The following is a 15170-nucleotide window of genomic DNA, read 5'->3' as shown; positions in this document are numbered from 1 at the left end:
GTGTTAACAGACTGCTCCCATTTGGGGACAGTCTGTTTTTATTTTGCCATATTTTATGATAAAATTATTTCTATTAATAAAGGGGAGATTATTTATGGATAAACATGTCGATCAATTAGTCAATTGGCTGAAGCAAACCGTTGAAGAAACCAACACAAATGGATTAGTTGTAGGATTAAGTGGGGGTATTGATTCTTCGGTCGTGGCATATTTAATCAAACAAGCACTACCTAATCATTCTTTAGGTGTGATTATGCCGTGTAGTAGCTCCTCAGAAGATGCAGAAGACGCTCAGTTAGTTGTTAATGGTTCGGGAATTAATCAAGTTACTGTTAATTTAACCGAACAACATCAATTATTATTCGATAATATCAAACAACAAGTTCAAAATAAAAATGAATGGAACGAAGAGAAAGAACGGCTAGCAGATGCAAATTTACGAGCACGTCTGAGAATGAGTACACTATATACAATCGCAACGAATTATAATTATTTAGTAGTCGGTACAGATAATGCAGCAGAGTGGTATACCGGTTATTTCACAAAATTTGGTGATGGTGGTGTTGACTTAGTTCCATTATTGCATTATACCAAGTCTGAGGTACGCGAGCTTGGAAAGGCTTTAGGTGTACCTGAGAAAATTATCAATAAAGCACCGAGCGCAGGGTTATGGCATGGTCAAACAGATGAACAAGAGATGGGGGTCTCTTACGATTCTATAGATGCTTATCTAAAAGGTGATAAGATAGATGAACAAGATGCAGATATCATTGAGAAAATGCATCAACGTACTGCTCATAAACGTGCTTTACCAGTAGCACCACCTAATTTCCATCATTTCACACAGGAATAAATGTATGATGAAACACCTCTCATTTCAAACTAATGAAACGGAGGTGTTTTCATGTTCAAGAAGCTAGGTCTGTTGTTAACGTTTACTTTCCTGTTAACTGCTTGTACTTACGTGAATCCAGATGACCCAGATGATTCATCTTTAACGAATAGTGAACAAAGTACTGAGATGCAACTAGACGATGAGGTGACAGATGAGGAATTAATCCGCATTAATATGTATGAAAACCCGCATGAATATTTCAAACACGAAGAGATTGATGATTCATTAGAAAACTCAGATGGACAACCTCATATCTCTGAAGAAACGTCTGAGAACAATGAACAAATGCGTCAAGTTTATTATCAGGTCATGCACTTAGATGAGGTTCGACAAGCAGGGATCTCCATACAAGACGACCAAATTTATGTAGCGATTAATGTTGCAACAAGAACAGATGAAGATGAAGCTATTGCAAAAGTTAAGGAAGTAGTGGAAAATATAACAGACAGATCTGATATTACGGTCTATGTAGATCGCGAATTCCATAATCGCATCGAAGACCGTAAAGACTAATAAGTTGAATCGAGCAGGAGATAATGACTCCTGTTCGAATATACATAGTTATTGGGGGAATTATGATGAAGTTTGCTATTGTAACTGGTGCAAGTAGAGGTTTAGGTGAAGAGGTCGCGAAAAACTTATTAACAAATGATTACCATGTAATCACTATTTCCCGTAAGCGTAAGACGAATGACTTTAAGAACTTTGCAAATGAAAATCGTCAATCTTATTTTCATTTTTCTTGTGATCTAAGTGATTTAGAATCCTTAAATGACACTGCTCATGAAGTGGTCAAAACGCTTAATAAGAATACAGTAGAGGAATTATTAATCGTTAATAATGCAGGTATGGTGACACCCATGGGACCTGTAGGAACATTGGAGAATCATGAAATTGCTAAACATGTTTCATTGAATCTAACTGCTCCCATGCTATTAGTGAACACATTAAAGGCCCATGTAGAAGCAGATCGTTTCACAGTTGTTAATGTTACCTCTGGTGCGGCTGAGAAGACAATTTATGGATGGAATGTCTACAGTTCTACAAAGTCAGCTATTAACATGTATACGCAAACTGCCGCTTTAGAGTCGGATGAACGGGGTACAAATGATTTACATATTGCTTTTAGCCCTGGCGTCATGGATACGGATATGCAAGGGGAAATTAGAGAAAGTGATCAAGATTCATTTAAAGATGTTGAATCGTTTAGAGCTTTAAAGAAAGAAGGAAAATTAAGAAGTGCTAAAGAAGTAGCAGATGCTTTACAAAAGGTTATTAACAATAGAGACCAGATAGAAAATGGTAAAATATATCGTGTCAATGAATTGATTTAAACAATCCTAGGGAGGGGATTATATATGGCTGGACATTCAAAATGGCATAATATTAGACATAAGAAAAATGCCAAGGACGCTAAGCGTGGTAAAATTTTCATGAAATTAGCCAAGGAAATTTACATGGCTGCAAAACAAGGGGGAGCAGACCTAGAAACCAATGCAGCGCTTCGCCTAGCCGTGGATAAAGCTAAAGGTAATAACATGCCGAATGACAATATTGAACGTGCAATTAATAAAGCAACTGGAAATGTCGACGGTGAGAATTATGAAGAGTTTACTTATGAAGGTTATGGTCCAGGTGGAGTGGCCGTCATGGTTGATGTCCTGACTGATAACAAAAATCGAACGGCATCAGAAGTTAGGCATGCTTTTAGTAAGAATAACGGTAATTTAGGGGAAAATGGCTGTGTATCTTTTATGTTTCATCGAAAAGGGTATATAGTTGTTGATCGGACAGAACTTGACTTAGATGAAGATGAATTTATGCTCGAGGCGATTGAAGCAGGTTGTGAGGAAATCGAGACGAATGAAGAGGTTTTTGAGGTTTTTACAGAACCAGCTGATTTCGAATCGGTAAGAGATACTCTAAAAGAAAAGTTTAAACTTGAAGCAGCAGAGATGACAATGGTTCCAGATACTTATACAGAGGTTCCAGAGGACCATTCAGAAGAGATGGAAAAGTTAATTGATATGTTAGAAGATTTAGATGATGTTCAAGAAATCCATCATAATATGCAACAGTAGTATACCAGCCTCTCCTTTACGGGGAGGTTTTTCTATTTTAGCTAGGACTCCTTAGGGAAGACATGTTAAACTATATGATAGAACGTTTGTTCATTTGTATTTAGGAGGAGCCATATGTACGCATATATAGAAGGTGAATTAAAAGATTTGAACGAGGATTATATTATCATTGATGTATTTGGGATTGGTTATGAAGTTTGGTGTCCCAACCCTTATCGCTTTCAAAGTCAGCTAAACCAGAAGACAAAAGTTTATACATACTTATATGTACGTGAAGATTCACAAATGTTATACGGTTTTAAACAGGCCGAGGAAAAGGACCTCTTTAAAAAATTATTGAATGTATCTGGTATTGGACCTAAGAATGCTTTAAGTATTGTTAGTCAAACGTCTGCACATGACTTTGCTGTTGCTGTCGAACAGGAAAATGATGCCTATTTAACAAAGTTTCCTGGTGTAGGGAAGAAAACAGCAAGACAAATGATTCTAGATTTAAAAGGTAAAGTAGATGAGTGGATGCAGGTCCAGACAGATGACATTTTAACTATAGAAAGCGAAGTGTCGACAACCGATCAAAAAGCTTTTGAAGAGGCAATTCAAGCATTACAAACTTTAGGCTATACGAAAAAAGAAATTGATCAAATTAGTCCTAAATTAAAAGCAGAAACGTTAAGTTCAACTGATGATTTAGTTAAACATGGGTTAAAATTATTAATGTGATGGTTAGTAGGTGATAATATGGATGATCGGATGGTTTCAAGTGAAGAACAATGGGAAGACTTAGAAGTAGAACAGAGTTTAAGACCATCAACTTTAAAGCAATATATTGGACAGGATAAAACCAAAGAGAACTTAAGTATTTTTATCGAAGCAGCTAAAATGCGTGAAGAACCACTTGACCATGTGTTATTATATGGTCCACCAGGATTAGGTAAAACGACTTTGGCATCGATTATAGCTCATGAGATGGGCGTGCAATTTAGAACAACATCAGGACCAGCGATTGAACGAGCAGGTGACCTAGCAGCAATCTTATCTTCATTAGAAGCTGGGGATGTCTTATTTATAGATGAAATTCATCGCCTACCAAGATCCGTTGAAGAAATTTTATATCCAGCAATGGAAGACTATGTTTTAGATATCGTAATTGGACAAGGTGATAGTGCTAGGTCGGTCAGGTTGGATTTACCCCCATTTACATTGGTAGGAGCTACAACACGTGCCGGTTTATTATCAGCACCTTTAAGAGATCGTTTCGGTGTATTAAGTCGTTTAGAGTTTTATGATGAGAAGGATTTGCGTTTTATCATCGAAAGAACTGCCACGATCTTTGATTTTACAATCGATGATGAAGCAGCATCAGAAATCGCCTCTAGGTCACGAGGAACCCCGAGAATTGCTAACCGATTACTAAAGCGTGTCAGGGATATTGCTCAAGTGAACCATGAGACAACGATTTCTTTAAAGACGGCCAATAAAGCTTTATCGATGTTACAAGTCGATGCATCTGGGTTAGATCATATCGATCATAAATACTTACTGGCAATCATCGATCAATTTAAAGGTGGACCAGTTGGGTTGGATACATTATCAGCGACGATAGGAGAAGAGTCTCAGACCATTGAGGATGTTTATGAGCCTTATTTACTGCAACAAGGTTATATCCAAAGGACTCCACGAGGTCGTTTGGCGACACATCAAGCATATGAACACTTTAATCGGGAGGTTCATGAAACTTGAGTTTTGGAAAATTATTTATCTTTATCGGTTTACTTTTCATTATCATTGGATTAATTTGGACTGTGATTGGTAAGCTTCCGGGAGATATAACGTTTAAAAAGGGAAATACCACTATATACTTTCCTATTGTGACATCCATTGTCGTCAGCATTATTTTAAGTGTCATTTTTATGATTATCGGTAGGTTAAGATAGAGAGGTAAGGTAACAGCTATGAGAGTAGAAGATTTTGATTTTGAATTACCAGAAGAATTAATTGCTCAATCCCCATTAAAAGATCGGGCAGCATCAAGAATGATGGTGGTTAATCGTGAGACAGATGAAGTTCGTCACGATCGTTTTCAGTCGGTTATAGATTATTTAAATCCTGGCGACTGTTTAGTATTAAATAACACTAAAGTACTACCTGCACGGTTAATCGGTGTGAAGGAGGAAACAGGCGCTAATGTGGAGCTTCTCTTGCTTCACCAAAAAGAAGGAGATCAGTGGGAAGTTCTTGCTAAGCCCGCTAAAAAGTTTAAAGCTGGAACAACGGTTTCTTTCGGTGATGGACTATTAAAAGCCACTTGTATCGAAGAATTAGAGCAGGGTGGTCGGATTGTTGAGTTCTCATATGAGGGGATATTTTTAGAAGTTTTGGATCAATTAGGCGAAATGCCACTTCCACCGTATATTAAAGAAAAACTAGACGATCGTGATCGTTACCAAACAGTTTATGCTGAACAAGTGGGCTCTGCTGCAGCACCTACTGCTGGTTTACATTTTACTCATGAATTACTAGAGCAAATACGAGCTAAAGGTGTTCATATTGCTTATTTAACTTTACATGTCGGTTTAGGAACCTTTCGTCCTGTACAGGTCGACAACCTTGAAGAACATGATATGCATGCGGAGTATTATCAATTAGATCAAGATACAGCTGATTTACTGACTGAAACGAAACAATCTGGAGGACGTGTCATTGCAGTTGGTACGACATCTATTCGAACTTTAGAGACAATTCAAAGGGACCACGGACAGTTTTGTGCAGCCTCAGGATGGACAGATATTTTTATCTATCCTCCTTATCAATTTAGAGCTGTTGATGGATTAATTACAAACTTTCACTTACCTAAGTCCACGTTAATTATGCTAGTAAGTGCCTTTTCTTCTAAAGAATTAATGATGAAGGCATATAAAGAAGCAGTCCATGAACGTTATCGCTTTTTTAGCTTTGGCGATGCGATGTTGATTATATAAAATAGGAGAATCGATATGGCAATTACTTATGAATTAATTAAAACATGTAAACAAACAGGGGCTCGGTTAGGGCGCGTCCACACTCCACATGGCTCTTTTGATACACCAGTCTTTATGCCTGTTGGTACACTTGCGACGGTTAAGACGATGGCACCTGAGGAGTTAAAGGAAATAGGTGCAAATATCATCTTATCAAACACTTATCATCTCTGGTTACGACCTGGAGAGGATATTGTTGAAGAGGCAGGTGGACTGCATAAATTCATGAATTGGGATGGGTCGATTTTAACAGACTCAGGTGGATTTCAAGTGTTCAGCTTGAGTGACATGCGCCAAATTGAAGAGGAAGGTGTCCACTTTCGCAATCATATTAGTGGTGCTAAACTATTCTTATCTCCTGAAAAGGCGATGCATATACAAAATTCACTAGGCTCTGATATCATGATGGCTTTTGATGAATGTCCACCTTATCCGGCAACATACGATTATATGAAATCATCTGTAGAAAGAACTAGCAGGTGGGCTGAGCGCTGTTTAGCTGCTCACCAAAGACCAGAGAGCCAAGGTCTATTCGGCATCGTTCAAGGTGGAGAATATGAGGAATTACGCAAACAGAGTGCGAGAGACTTAGTTAGTTTGAATTTCCCTGGTTATGCGATTGGTGGGCTTTCAGTAGGGGAACCAAAAGATGTGATGAACCGTGTATTAGACTTTACAACGCCACTATTACCAGACGATAAACCAAGATATCTAATGGGCGTGGGCTCGCCAGACTCATTAGTTGACGGTGCAGTACGTGGGGTAGATATGTTTGACTGTGTGTTACCTACCCGAATTGCTAGAAATGGTACTTGTATGACTTCAACTGGGCGATTGGTCGTTCGTAATGCGAAATTTGCGCGTGATTTCACACCATTAGATGAAAATTGTGACTGTTACACATGTCGAAATTATACCAAGGCGTACATTCGTCATTTAATCAAAACCAATGAAACTCTAGGAATAAGATTAACTACTTATCATAACCTATACTTTTTGGTAAAATTAATGGGACAAGTACGAAATGCCATTATGGAGGATCGCCTCGGTGACTTCCGTGATGAATTTTTTGAGCAGTATGGTTTTAATAAACCAGATGCTAAGAATTTTTAGAAAGGGGGCTATAAATATATGGATTTAATTATGACATTAATGCCAATCTTGTTATTTGTGCTGTTGTTTTGGGTTATTTTAATTCGACCACAGCAGAAGCGTCAAAAACAAATTTCAGAAATGCAGAATAACTTGGAAAAAGGTGATGAGATCATTACAATTGGTGGTCTTCACGGTAAAGTTCATGCATTAGATGAAGGGACGATTGTTCTCGAAGTCAATGATGGTCAAAAGCTTACATACGATCGTTCATCTATTCGTGAGAAAAAAGCATAATCACTTAATTAAAGCAGGAAGTGCATAGCGCCTTCCTGCTTTATTCTTATCTAGTTTTACACTAACTTTCAGCTTGTTCCCCTAAGTTAACTCCTAGCATGCTTCCTGTAGTCGTAGCAATGATAAAGATCGTGAAATAAAGAAATTGGTGACTATAAATCCACTCGTTATGAGCTAAAAATTGGTATAACATCACCCCTATGATATAAACAAAACCGATCGATAACCCGGTGACCCATCCTTTATACAAGGTCATCTTACCTCCAATTAATCCTCCGACCATCATAATTAATAGACTCGAGATAAAGGTAATCCATTGTAGGGTCTGACTAGCCAGAAAATCAAAGTGAATAAATAAGGCAAAAACTAGACTTACAACAATCATTAGCACCAAGATAGCTGTCAGCCCATAAAAGATTGCTTTCAGACGTTCATTCATCATCATTCCTCCCCTTTAAGGTACTTAAATGTAAAATCAATGGTTAAAAGTATTAAGTTATAAAGCTGTCCATTGTTGTCCTATTGGTATAAAACTATGCATGTTTTACCAGAAAAAGACGTACTTATTTCATAAGGACATATAAAGATAAAGGGGAATGAACATGGAAGCGATCATTGCTGTAACGGTTTTTGTTATCAGTTACATTTTTTTACTTTTGGAGAAAATTAATCGTGCACTTGTTGCCCTATGTGGTGCGGCCATCTTAATTGTGTTGGGCATTTTTACGATAGATAGTGCTTTGAGTACCTATGTCGATTGGAGCACAATCGTCTTACTATTCTCAATGATGGTACTGATCACGATTACACAAAGAACAGGTATATTTGAATTTATTGCGTTATGGATGATTCAACGAGTAGAAGGTCGCCCTATCCCATTATTTATTTGGGTAGGTGTGTTTACTGCATTTGGCTCGGCATTATTAGATAATGTCACAACAGTGCTACTATTTGTGCCAGTATTACTGCACATGATTCGAAAGTTGGATTTGCCTGCTTTTCCTTACCTAGTCATGGTTATTATATCTTCAAACATTGGAGGAACTGCTACCATGATTGGGGATCCTCCTAATATTATGATTGGACAAGCAGTTGAACATTTTACCTTTATGTCATTTTTAGTCCATTTAGCACCAGTGGTTATTTTTATTTTTGCGATAACCATGTTGATTTTACTGGTGTTATTTAGTAAAACCCTACAGAAAGCGGGACGGATGCGTTCAGATCAACTTGCAGAACTAGATCCAAAAGACTCATTGAAAAAAACACCGTTACTCTATCAGTCGCTAACTGTTCTAGCGTTAACCATATTAGGTTTTATGTTTCATGGTTTTATTCATGTTGAGTTGAATACAATAGCTCTTATGGGCGCATTACTTTTGCTATTGTTGTCTGAGAAAGATGCCTATTGTGAGACGATATTTGCCAAGATAGAATGGACAACGCTTTTCTTTTTTATTGGATTATTTGTATTGGTCGGAGGACTTGAACAAACAGGTATTATTGACGAAATGGCGATAGCCTTTATTAATTTAACAGAAGGGAATCAGATGACCTCTTCTTTTGTGATTTTGTGGTCAGCAGGTCTGCTATCAGGATTTTTAGATAACATTCCTTATGTCGCATCGATGATTCCAATTCTATTTGAGTTAGAAGAATTTGGAATGAGCGCAATCGATCCGATGTGGTGGGCATTAGCATTAGGAGCTTGTTTAGGAGGAAATGGCTCCTTATTAGGTGCTTCTGCTAATGTTGTTGTTGCTGGTATAGCTAGTACACATGGCGTTCGTATCCGTTTTATTAAGTTTATGGTATACGGTTTATTTGTTGTTTTAGTTTCATTAATTATATCTAGCGTTTATTTATATTTCAGGTATTTTTAACTAAGTATAAAAATGTCTGGTTCGTAAATCATAATGGCGAATGATATTAATGGGGATGAACAAGATGTTACAAGAAGTTTTAACGATCATCGTTCGCACTTTTGGCATATACTTAGCTATTTATACCGTATTTAGATTAATGGGTAAAAGAGAGATCGGTGAATTAAGTATACTTGATTTAGTCATCTTTATTATGTTAGCTGAAATGGCTGTTTTGTCGATTGAGCAAACAGAAGAGCCTTTTTGGTTAATGATTCTTCCTATGTTTATCTTATTACTGATTCAGCGCCTTACAGCAGTTATATCGTTAAAAAGTACGAAATTAAGGACCTTATTGGATGGGACACCGTCAATTATTATTCGCGATGGAAAAATAGATGAGAAGGTAATGAAGAAACAAAGGTATAACATGGATGATTTATTAGTTCAGTTAAGAGAACAAGGGGTTGTTGATTTAAGAGATGTAGAGCTTGCCATCTTAGAAACGACTGGCAAGCTTTCTGTATTTAAGAAAGATGATCAACCACCCACTTATTTTGACCCTGTTATTTTGGATGGTGAGCCACAAGAAAAAGCCTTGCAACAGCAAGGCTTAACTGAGGAAACGTTAAAAATTGAGTTGAAGAACTATGGTATACAAGATCTAACCAAAATATCTATAGCTCAACGTTTTGAAGATGGGTCGTTTTTTGTTGATTTCAAAAATAACTAAAAACGGCCCTGTTTTAACTGTTTCCACTCATCTTTAGAAACAATTTTGAAAGCGAATAAACCAATTAGATACAAAATAATAAGTATTACGATCATTAATGTCGTTGCAAGAATGGTTTCGATTAGAATGTTTTGTTCAATTTTACGACCTATTAGATAAATGATTACGACGAGTAATCCCATTCTAAAGGTTAACCATATAGGCATGGTAAACCTAATAAGCTTATATAAGGTGATAAAATGAAGAAATGTTACAACTAATACACCGACAACGATTGCAATAACTACCCCATCTATACCAAATGAAGGTTTAGTAGCTAAAAACCACAGTGTTCCTAATTTAACAACAGCACCTATTAGACTATTAATCATTGCGTGTTTAGCATAATCTAATGCCTGTAATGCGGCTTGAAGAGGCGCTTGAAAATAGAGCATTAAGAAAAATGGGGCCATAAACATTAAAAAGTTAGCTCCGTTATCATTACTATACATGATTTGTAAAATAACAGGAGCCAAAAGCATAAAGACGATCGTTGCAATTCCTCCCGAGGCAAATGATAACCTCAAGGCTTGTCTAATTCGATAATGCACCGTTTGTTGATGGTTCAATGCATTCGATTCACTGATGGATGGAATTAGTGCCACTGATAATGAGTGAGTAATAAATGTTGGTAGTAAAAGTAATGGTAAAACATAACCACTAAGCTGCCCATATAATTTAGTGCTTTCCGAAATGGTATAACCGGCAAGTACTAAACTTTGTGATACGAGAATCGGTTCTAAGAAATAGGTGGTTGAACCTATAAGTCTTGTACCTGCTGTTGGTAATGCAATGTGTAGAATACTGGATAATGTCGATCTCATTTTCCTTTTAGCAACGTTAACACCTAATTGAATGATCGATGCTTTCGTTTTTCGGAAGCAATAGTACATATAAATGAGTGATATTAACTCACCAATAACGATCGAAACCATTGCTCCTGCTGCTGCGTAGGTAATACCGTAAGGCAAGAATGCTTTTACCATTATGACCACAAAAACAATTCGGACTACTTGTTCAATAACTTGAGCAGTAGCTTGTGGTTTCATATTTTGTAAACCTTGAAAATACCCTCTTAACACCGATGAGATCGCAATAATAATGATAATCGGACTTATCATTAGCATAGGTAAATACGTTCTCTCATCAAGAATTAAATAACTAGATACAAATGGTGCTAAAAGAATAAATAGAGTAGTTAAAATGAGACTAAGGGAAATGGTAATGATAAATGATAGTGTCAGTATCTGGTTGATCTTTTGCCGATTATTTTCTGTGTTAGCTTCTGCCACTAATTTGGAAACAGCAACAGGAATACCAATTTGGGATAGTGTAATCATTAGGAATAAGGCAGGTAATGTTAACATGTAAATACCGATTCCTTCTTCACCTAATAGCCGAGCAAGTACAATCCGATTAATCGAACCGAATAGTCGACTAATCATACCTGCAATAATTAAAATGATGGCTCCTTTAATAAAAGTCTGCTTGGACAATTTCAATACCTACCTTCTCAAAAGAGTGAAATTTAGGTACAATAATTTATATGCTTGTATTTGTACATGTCATGATAAATCTTTGTGAAAATACAAAAGAGTTTTTGATGGAATGTAAATACAATTGATCATGAAGTGCTTGATTCGATACCATTTGACTTTAAGAAGAAACGGGGCTACCACTTGGAGACTAGCCTAGTTGGATAAAGGAGGAGTTTTTGTGGAGCCGGTTAAAAAGCATGTAAATGAATGGAAGCCGTATATTAATGAAGTGATCCAGAGTAAAGTAGAAGAATTGGTTATGCTCGGATATGATGGAGCTAGTCAAGCTGAAGTATGGGAGTGTCTTAATCAAAAAGTATGGCGTAAAAATAAAGACAAACAGTTACATGAAGTCGTTCAGGATATATTACATATGAGCGGAAGTGTGTATATGAGCTTTTTAACGGTTCAAGCGCAGCAACAGGATGATCAATTACTAGAACAAATTGAAGCGTTAACCCAGTGGGAAGCTGGACAAGTGGAATCATAACTTGTTCAACCGGTGCTAATAAAGGAGGTAACATAACAGATGAAGAGGAAGGGCAGAATCGTCGCCTTTTTCCTAATTGTTCTACTTTTAGGGGGATTAATCGGTACGACGACCAATTCAATTACAAAGGATATTACACTTGGTTTGGACTTACAAGGTGGCTTTGAAGTCTTGTATGAAGTTGAACCAATCAATGATGATCAAGAAGTTAATGATCAAATGTTAGAAGCTGTGGTTCAAAGCCTTTATCAGCGTGTGGACGTTTTAGGGGTGAACGAACCGTTTATCGATATAGAAGGAGATAATCGGATTCGGGTACAGCTTGCGGGTGTCACCGACCAAAACGAAGCAAGGGAAATCCTATCAACTACTGCACATATATCATTTAGAGGAACGGATGACGAACTATATTTTGATGGTACCGAGCTAGTTGATGGTAGTGCTAGACAAGACTTTAGTGAAATGAATCAGCCTATTGTTACATTGGAAACTAAGCGTAACTTTGAAGAAAGTGATTACGAAAATTTCCATGACGTCACTAGGGAGGTTGCACAACAACCTGAAGGTGAAAACCTTTTAGTTATTTGGCTGGACTATGAAGAAGGGGATTCTTTTGAAGAGGAAATGGGGTCAGATGATCCGAAATTTATCTCTGCACCACGAGTGAAGGAACCCATTCCAGGTACAGACGTGATGATTGAAGGTAGCTTTACGGTTGATGAGGCTAAACAATTAGCTGACCTACTCAACTCAGGCTCCTTACCAGCTGATCTAGAGGAAGTTTACTCAGTGGCAGTCGGTGCTCAGTTTGGTGAACAAGCACTTGAGAAAACGGTATTTGCCGGTATATTAGGAGTTATTCTAATTTACTTATATATCATTGGCTATTATCGATTCCCAGGAATTATATCCGCTGTTACTTTAAGTGCTTATATCTACTTAATTTTACTAGTATTCGAGGCGATCAATGGTGTGTTAACCTTGCCAGGTATTGCTGCGTTGGTGCTGGGTGTCGGTATGGCTGTTGATGCCAATATTATTACTTTTGAGCGTGTCAAAGAAGAGGTTAAATCAGGCAAAACCATAAAATCTGCCTTTAAAGCTGGTAATAAGCGCTCACTATCTACGATTCTCGATGCGAATGTTACGACTATTTTAGCTGCAACAGTCCTATTTATCTTTGGTACCAGTTCAGTTAAAGGTTTTGCGACCATGTTAATAATTAGTATTATTTTAAGTTTTATTACAGCGGTATACGGTACACGTTGGTTAATGGCACTATGGGTTAATAGCAAGGTTTTAAACAATCGTCCGAAATTATTCGGTGTTAAACCTGATGAAATAAAAGATATTACAAAAGGCGAAGAAGTCGAGCCACATTTATTTGGAAAGCAATTCAACTTTGTTGGACATAGGAAAAAGTTCTTCCTCATTTCTAGTTCATTAGTGTTAGCAGGCGCGATCTTCCTAACGGTATTCGGGTTGAACTTAGGAATTGATTTTGAAAGTGGATCTCGTGTACAAGTACTTTCAGAACAATCATTAACAACTGAAGAAATTAATGAGGAGTTTGGCACACTAGGTATGGAACCAACTCAGGTTGTCCTAGCTGGTGATTATGAAGATCAAGCTATGGTTCGTTTTGATCGTGTCCTTGATCAAGATGAAATTGCTGAGGTAAATACACACTTTACTGAGGTTTATGGAAATGAACCAAGTGTCAGTACGGTTACTCCAAAGGTTGGTCAGGAATTAGCCATGAACGCAGTTTGGGCAGTGTTATATGCATCAATCGGAATTATTATTTATGTAACGTTCCGATTTGAACTATTCTTTGCTTTAACTGCCATAATTGCTCTGTTACACGATGCGTTCTTTATCTTGGCGTTGTTTAGCATTTTCCAAATTGAATTTAACATTACGATCATTGCTGCGATATTGACCATAGTCGGTTACTCGATTAACGATACGATCGTTACCTTTGATCGAATACGGGAAAACTTGCGACTGGAAAAACGAGTAAAAACGTTTAAGAATTTAGCTTCGGTCGTGAATAAGAGCTTAATGCAAACTCTTGCTCGTAGCTTTAACACAGTTATTACAGTTTTCTTTGCAGCACTAATGCTATTCCTGTTCGGTGCTCAGGATATTACCTATTTCGCATTTGCATTAATGGTCGGCTTATTAGCAGGTACTTACTCTTCCTTATTCCTAGGTGCTCAGCTATGGTTAGTTTGGAGAGGTAGAAATATTTCAGAAAAGCCGATCGACCTACAGAAAAAGAAACCATCAGGTGGACCACAAGTCTAATCCTGTTTATAAAAACTATAACGTTTTACAAACTAAGAAGGTAAGGGGTAAATTATCCCCTTACCTTTTCCTTTTATTTAGTCCTTCATGTTTTAGGGAAAGGCAAGCTTATTAATGAATGTGGCTTATTATTGGTGAATAGCTCGTTTTATTAATGAATACGGGATTTTATTATGGAATATCCTTCCATAAATGATGAATACGCATGAATAATTAATGAATATGGACTTTTATTTATGAATCACCTACATTAATTGCAGAATGGTTCCATTTATAAAGGTAGTTTTGCCCTTATGTGAAGTGCAAATTGTCAGAGAGAAGCACCACCTAACAAAAAGTTCTGAACATTATATCTATTTTGTGACCTAAACTACTTAAGAACAAGATGTGAATATATCGACAAGTGTTAAGAATTTTCGATATACTATAAATATGAGGAGGTATTTGATGAGACAACAAACATGGATTATTCTCACGTTAATATTTGCAGTCATTATCGCCGTTTTTGCAGTTATTAATGTTGATTCAGTACCAGTTGACTTTTTATTTACACAAACCGATGCACCGTTAATTCTAGTCATATTATTTTCAGTATTATTAGGTGCATTGCTGGCTTTTGGAGTTAGCTTTACTAAATTTTATCAACTTCAAAAAGAAGTCAAACAACTAAAAGAAGATAATCGGGCCTTGCGTGAATTGGCTCCACCGGTAGAAACTGATGAATCTTCAACTTCCCCCAACCAAGAAGATGAAGAAGAGCAAGAAAAAAATAAAGACTAGTTATATTATGACATTGATACCCCTGTGAAGCTCTTG

17 protein-coding genes are annotated in these 15170 nt (G+C 37.0%); 15 read left to right on the top strand and 2 right to left on the bottom strand.

The genetic code is table 11. The features are described 5' to 3' along the window. Positions 1-94 precede the first annotated feature (94 nt). The 10 genes from nadE to yajC all read left to right on the top strand — a co-directional run bounded on the left by nadE (position 95) and on the right by yajC (position 7382). Positions 95-853 (top strand): NAD(+) synthase, encoded by a 759-nt coding sequence (nadE, locus tag HWQ49_RS04070; RefSeq protein WP_188206275.1) that lies wholly within the window; start codon positions 95-97, stop codon positions 851-853. 51 nt (positions 854-904) lie between these two features. Then, positions 905-1408: a YhcN/YlaJ family sporulation lipoprotein gene (locus HWQ49_RS04065; protein ID WP_188206274.1), complete on the top strand. Its 504-nt coding sequence runs from the start codon at positions 905-907 to the stop codon at positions 1406-1408. Between the two features lie 65 nt (positions 1409-1473). Next, the gene (locus tag HWQ49_RS04060) at positions 1474-2229 is read left to right on the top strand and encodes a (S)-benzoin forming benzil reductase (protein WP_188206273.1); all 756 of its coding nucleotides are present in this window, start codon (positions 1474-1476) and stop codon (positions 2227-2229) included. A 24-nt stretch (positions 2230-2253) separates the two neighbouring features. After that, the gene (locus HWQ49_RS04055) at positions 2254-2976 is read left to right on the top strand and encodes a YebC/PmpR family DNA-binding transcriptional regulator (RefSeq protein ID WP_188206272.1); all 723 of its coding nucleotides are present in this window, start codon (positions 2254-2256) and stop codon (positions 2974-2976) included. 114 nt (positions 2977-3090) lie between these two features. Then, positions 3091-3696, top strand: coding sequence for a Holliday junction branch migration protein RuvA (gene ruvA, locus HWQ49_RS04050; protein ID WP_188206271.1), 606 nt, complete (start codon positions 3091-3093; stop codon positions 3694-3696). An 18-nt stretch (positions 3697-3714) separates the two neighbouring features. Then, positions 3715-4716, top strand: coding sequence for a Holliday junction branch migration DNA helicase RuvB (gene ruvB / locus HWQ49_RS04045; protein WP_188206270.1), 1002 nt, complete (start codon positions 3715-3717; stop codon positions 4714-4716). Beyond that, the gene (locus HWQ49_RS04040; protein ID WP_188206269.1) at positions 4713-4910 is read left to right on the top strand and encodes a DUF2905 domain-containing protein; all 198 of its coding nucleotides are present in this window, start codon (positions 4713-4715) and stop codon (positions 4908-4910) included. Before ruvB ends, HWQ49_RS04040 begins: the two co-directional genes overlap by 4 nt. An 18-nt stretch (positions 4911-4928) precedes the next feature. After that, positions 4929-5954 (top strand): tRNA preQ1(34) S-adenosylmethionine ribosyltransferase-isomerase QueA, encoded by a 1026-nt coding sequence (gene queA / locus HWQ49_RS04035; protein WP_188206268.1) that lies wholly within the window; start codon positions 4929-4931, stop codon positions 5952-5954. A 15-nt stretch (positions 5955-5969) separates the two neighbouring features. Beyond that, positions 5970-7106, top strand: coding sequence for a tRNA guanosine(34) transglycosylase Tgt (gene tgt / locus HWQ49_RS04030; RefSeq protein ID WP_188206267.1), 1137 nt, complete (start codon positions 5970-5972; stop codon positions 7104-7106). An 18-nt stretch (positions 7107-7124) separates the two neighbouring features. Beyond that, a complete protein-coding gene (yajC, locus tag HWQ49_RS04025) occupies positions 7125-7382 on the top strand; it encodes a preprotein translocase subunit YajC (protein WP_188206266.1) in 258 nt (85 codons plus the stop codon). A 61-nt stretch (positions 7383-7443) separates the two neighbouring features. Here yajC and HWQ49_RS04020 read toward each other — a convergent pair whose 3' ends face one another. Continuing rightward, positions 7444-7821, bottom strand: coding sequence for a TIGR04086 family membrane protein (locus tag HWQ49_RS04020; protein WP_188206265.1), 378 nt, complete (start codon positions 7819-7821; stop codon positions 7444-7446). Positions 7822-7984: 163 nt separating this feature from the next. On the opposite strand from HWQ49_RS04020, the gene HWQ49_RS04015 reads away from it, so the two are divergent. Both HWQ49_RS04015 and HWQ49_RS04010 read left to right on the top strand, forming a co-directional pair. After that, positions 7985-9265, top strand: a complete 1281-nt coding sequence (locus HWQ49_RS04015; protein WP_188206264.1) for an ArsB/NhaD family transporter — start codon at positions 7985-7987, stop codon at positions 9263-9265. A 64-nt stretch (positions 9266-9329) separates the two neighbouring features. Then, on the top strand, positions 9330-9977 hold the full coding sequence (locus tag HWQ49_RS04010) for a DUF421 domain-containing protein (RefSeq protein ID WP_188206263.1): 648 nt from the start codon (positions 9330-9332) through the stop codon (positions 9975-9977). Here the strand turns inward: HWQ49_RS04010 and spoVB are convergent. Beyond that, positions 9974-11518, bottom strand: a complete 1545-nt coding sequence (spoVB, locus tag HWQ49_RS04005; protein ID WP_317450902.1) for a stage V sporulation protein B — start codon at positions 11516-11518, stop codon at positions 9974-9976. The two genes, HWQ49_RS04010 and spoVB, sit on opposite strands and share 4 nt — an antisense overlap. A 214-nt stretch (positions 11519-11732) precedes the next feature. Between spoVB and HWQ49_RS04000 the strand changes: the two genes are divergently transcribed. The 3 genes from HWQ49_RS04000 (at position 11733) to HWQ49_RS03990 (ending at position 15134) form a co-directional block, all read left to right on the top strand. After that, complete coding sequence (locus HWQ49_RS04000; protein ID WP_188206262.1) at positions 11733-12044, top strand: post-transcriptional regulator; 312 nt, start codon at positions 11733-11735, stop codon at positions 12042-12044. Positions 12045-12083: 39 nt separating this feature from the next. After that, positions 12084-14354: a protein translocase subunit SecDF gene (gene secDF, locus HWQ49_RS03995; RefSeq protein WP_188206261.1), complete on the top strand. Its 2271-nt coding sequence runs from the start codon at positions 12084-12086 to the stop codon at positions 14352-14354. Positions 14355-14801: 447 nt separating this feature from the next. Next, positions 14802-15134 (top strand): LapA family protein, encoded by a 333-nt coding sequence (locus HWQ49_RS03990; protein ID WP_188206260.1) that lies wholly within the window; start codon positions 14802-14804, stop codon positions 15132-15134. Positions 15135-15170 lie beyond the last annotated feature (36 nt).

Source organism: Alkalibacillus aidingensis, from assembly GCF_014595945.1.
GTDB lineage: Bacteria > Bacillota > Bacilli > Bacillales > Alkalibacillaceae > Alkalibacillus > Alkalibacillus aidingensis.
The sequence above is the reverse complement of the archived record's forward strand: the minus strand, read 5'-3'. Positions and strand labels throughout refer to the sequence as shown.

What these genes read in the sequence shown, in the direction of transcription:
- HWQ49_RS04010 (WP_188206263.1), top strand. Translation starts at nt 9,330, where the DNA reads ATGTTACAAGAAGTTTTAACGATCATCGTTCGCACTTTTGGCATATAC.
- HWQ49_RS04015 (WP_188206264.1), top strand. Translation starts at nt 7,985, where the DNA reads ATGGAAGCGATCATTGCTGTAACGGTTTTTGTTATCAGTTACATTTTT.
- tgt (WP_188206267.1), top strand. Translation starts at nt 5,970, where the DNA reads ATGGCAATTACTTATGAATTAATTAAAACATGTAAACAAACAGGGGCT.
- ruvB (WP_188206270.1), top strand. Translation starts at nt 3,715, where the DNA reads ATGGATGATCGGATGGTTTCAAGTGAAGAACAATGGGAAGACTTAGAA.
- yajC (WP_188206266.1), top strand. Translation starts at nt 7,125, where the DNA reads ATGGATTTAATTATGACATTAATGCCAATCTTGTTATTTGTGCTGTTG.
- queA (WP_188206268.1), top strand. Translation starts at nt 4,929, where the DNA reads ATGAGAGTAGAAGATTTTGATTTTGAATTACCAGAAGAATTAATTGCT.
- HWQ49_RS04055 (WP_188206272.1), top strand. Translation starts at nt 2,254, where the DNA reads ATGGCTGGACATTCAAAATGGCATAATATTAGACATAAGAAAAATGCC.
- nadE (WP_188206275.1), top strand. Translation starts at nt 95, where the DNA reads ATGGATAAACATGTCGATCAATTAGTCAATTGGCTGAAGCAAACCGTT.
- HWQ49_RS03990 (WP_188206260.1), top strand. Translation starts at nt 14,802, where the DNA reads ATGAGACAACAAACATGGATTATTCTCACGTTAATATTTGCAGTCATT.
- HWQ49_RS04065 (WP_188206274.1), top strand. Translation starts at nt 905, where the DNA reads ATGTTCAAGAAGCTAGGTCTGTTGTTAACGTTTACTTTCCTGTTAACT.
- HWQ49_RS04060 (WP_188206273.1), top strand. Translation starts at nt 1,474, where the DNA reads ATGAAGTTTGCTATTGTAACTGGTGCAAGTAGAGGTTTAGGTGAAGAG.
- secDF (WP_188206261.1), top strand. Translation starts at nt 12,084, where the DNA reads ATGAAGAGGAAGGGCAGAATCGTCGCCTTTTTCCTAATTGTTCTACTT.
- ruvA (WP_188206271.1), top strand. Translation starts at nt 3,091, where the DNA reads ATGTACGCATATATAGAAGGTGAATTAAAAGATTTGAACGAGGATTAT.
- HWQ49_RS04020 (WP_188206265.1), bottom strand. Translation starts at nt 7,821, where the DNA reads ATGAATGAACGTCTGAAAGCAATCTTTTATGGGCTGACAGCTATCTTG.